Here is a 1,402-nt window from a genome sequence, read left to right as displayed (position 1 = left end):
GCGTAGGAGGCCTGGCCGCGCCGGTTCATGTGCTCGATGATGATCCGGTCCAGGGGTTCGGGCATGAGGATCGGGGTGCGCTCGAACGTGACGGTGACCTGGCCGTCGTCGGTGACGGTGACTTGGTCCGCGTGCATGCGGCAGATCGTGGTCAGGGGCTGGGCGAACAGGAGCATGAACAGGCCGCCGATGCGGGTGTAATGGCGCATCGTTTGGTCGTGGAGCAGGGTCTGGACGTGGCCCCACCGTTCTTCCTCGCTCATCGTGACGGAGGAAAAGCGCCGGGGCTGCTTGGGGATGCGCAGGCTGGTGTTGATGCCGCTGGTGCGGACCCAGCCGATGAAGGCATGCTGTGATGTTTCGCTGCCTGGGTGGGTGATCAGGTAGCGTTCCAGATCGGCCTGGCCCATGCCGGCGAGCGTGGTGTCATGGCGGGTCAGCCAGGCCAGGAATCGGGCCGCACCTTTGATCTGCGCACGGCCTTGCAGGACCATGGATTTGGTGAGTTCATCGTGCGCGGCCTTTTGCCGCAGGTGGCGCAGGACACGCCAGTGGGCGAACCGCCGGATGATGTCCGCGTCGGCTTTCGGGATGGTGTCCAGCAGGTCTTCGAGCCACGGCAGCATCCGCTCGATCCTGGCCTCGTAGTGGGGGAGGACCCCGAGCGCGGTGAGGAAGTCGCGCAGGTAGTTGGTGGTCTTGTTCGAGGGCAGCTGCTGGAATGTTTCGTGGCTGATCTGSAGTTCGCCGGTCGCCATCCGGTGCAGGATGCGGGGTCCTTCGGAGCGGCGGAACCAGTAGAGCGTGGTCTGCGGGCGGTCCACGTTCATGAGCGCGTTGAACACCGGCTGCAGTTGCTGGTGGATCTGGGCGGTGTCCGGGTCGGTGAGCAGCTCGGTGGCACGCTCGGTGAGTGTGCAGGGGCCGCAGTTGCGCCCGTAGCAGTTGTCTTCCCGGCCGCAGCGCCGGCACGAGTAGGTGGGTTTTTCCCCGGCACAGCCGGCGCAGATCTGCCTGTTCTGCCGGTCGTGGAACGCGAGCACGCGGTGCTGCCGGCAGCCCGGGCACGGCCCGGGGTTGCGTTGCAGTCGGGTGCGGCAGCCCTGGCAGATGCTTTTGCCCTGCACGGTAATGGACGCAGGCCGGTTGATGCCGCACCGGGAGCACGCGGGTGGCTTGGATGCGGGGCCGGTCACTGTGGCTCGTGTGGCCTGCGGATCGTCGCCCGGATCGGTCGGAGYTCRCCGATGCCCGGGCCGGTGTCGCCGGCGACGTGGCGCAGCTCGCGGACTTCCTCGATGCGGAACTCGAGCAGGTCGGCTGCGGTGCATCCGAGGATGTCGCAGAGCGCGGCGAGCAGCTCGATGTTGACCCGTTGCGGGGGCTTGGTCACCAGCCGATG

2 protein-coding genes are annotated in these 1,402 nt (G+C 67.1%); both read right to left on the bottom strand.

Translation table 11 applies throughout. The features are described from left to right. Nucleotides 1-1,196 (bottom strand): hypothetical protein (locus E1809_RS26450; protein ID WP_133207174.1); only part of this gene is annotated, 1,196 nt, incomplete at its 3' end. Next, the coding region (locus tag E1809_RS26445; protein WP_133207173.1) for a helix-turn-helix domain-containing protein at nt 1,193-1,402 on the bottom strand (210 nt) is incomplete at its 5' end. The genes E1809_RS26445 and E1809_RS26450, both read right to left, overlap by 4 nt.

It is taken from the genome of Arthrobacter terricola (assembly GCF_004354015.1).
GTDB classification, from domain to species: domain Bacteria; phylum Actinomycetota; class Actinomycetes; order Actinomycetales; family Micrococcaceae; genus Arthrobacter; species Arthrobacter terricola.
This window is presented reverse-complemented; position numbering and strand designations above follow the sequence as displayed.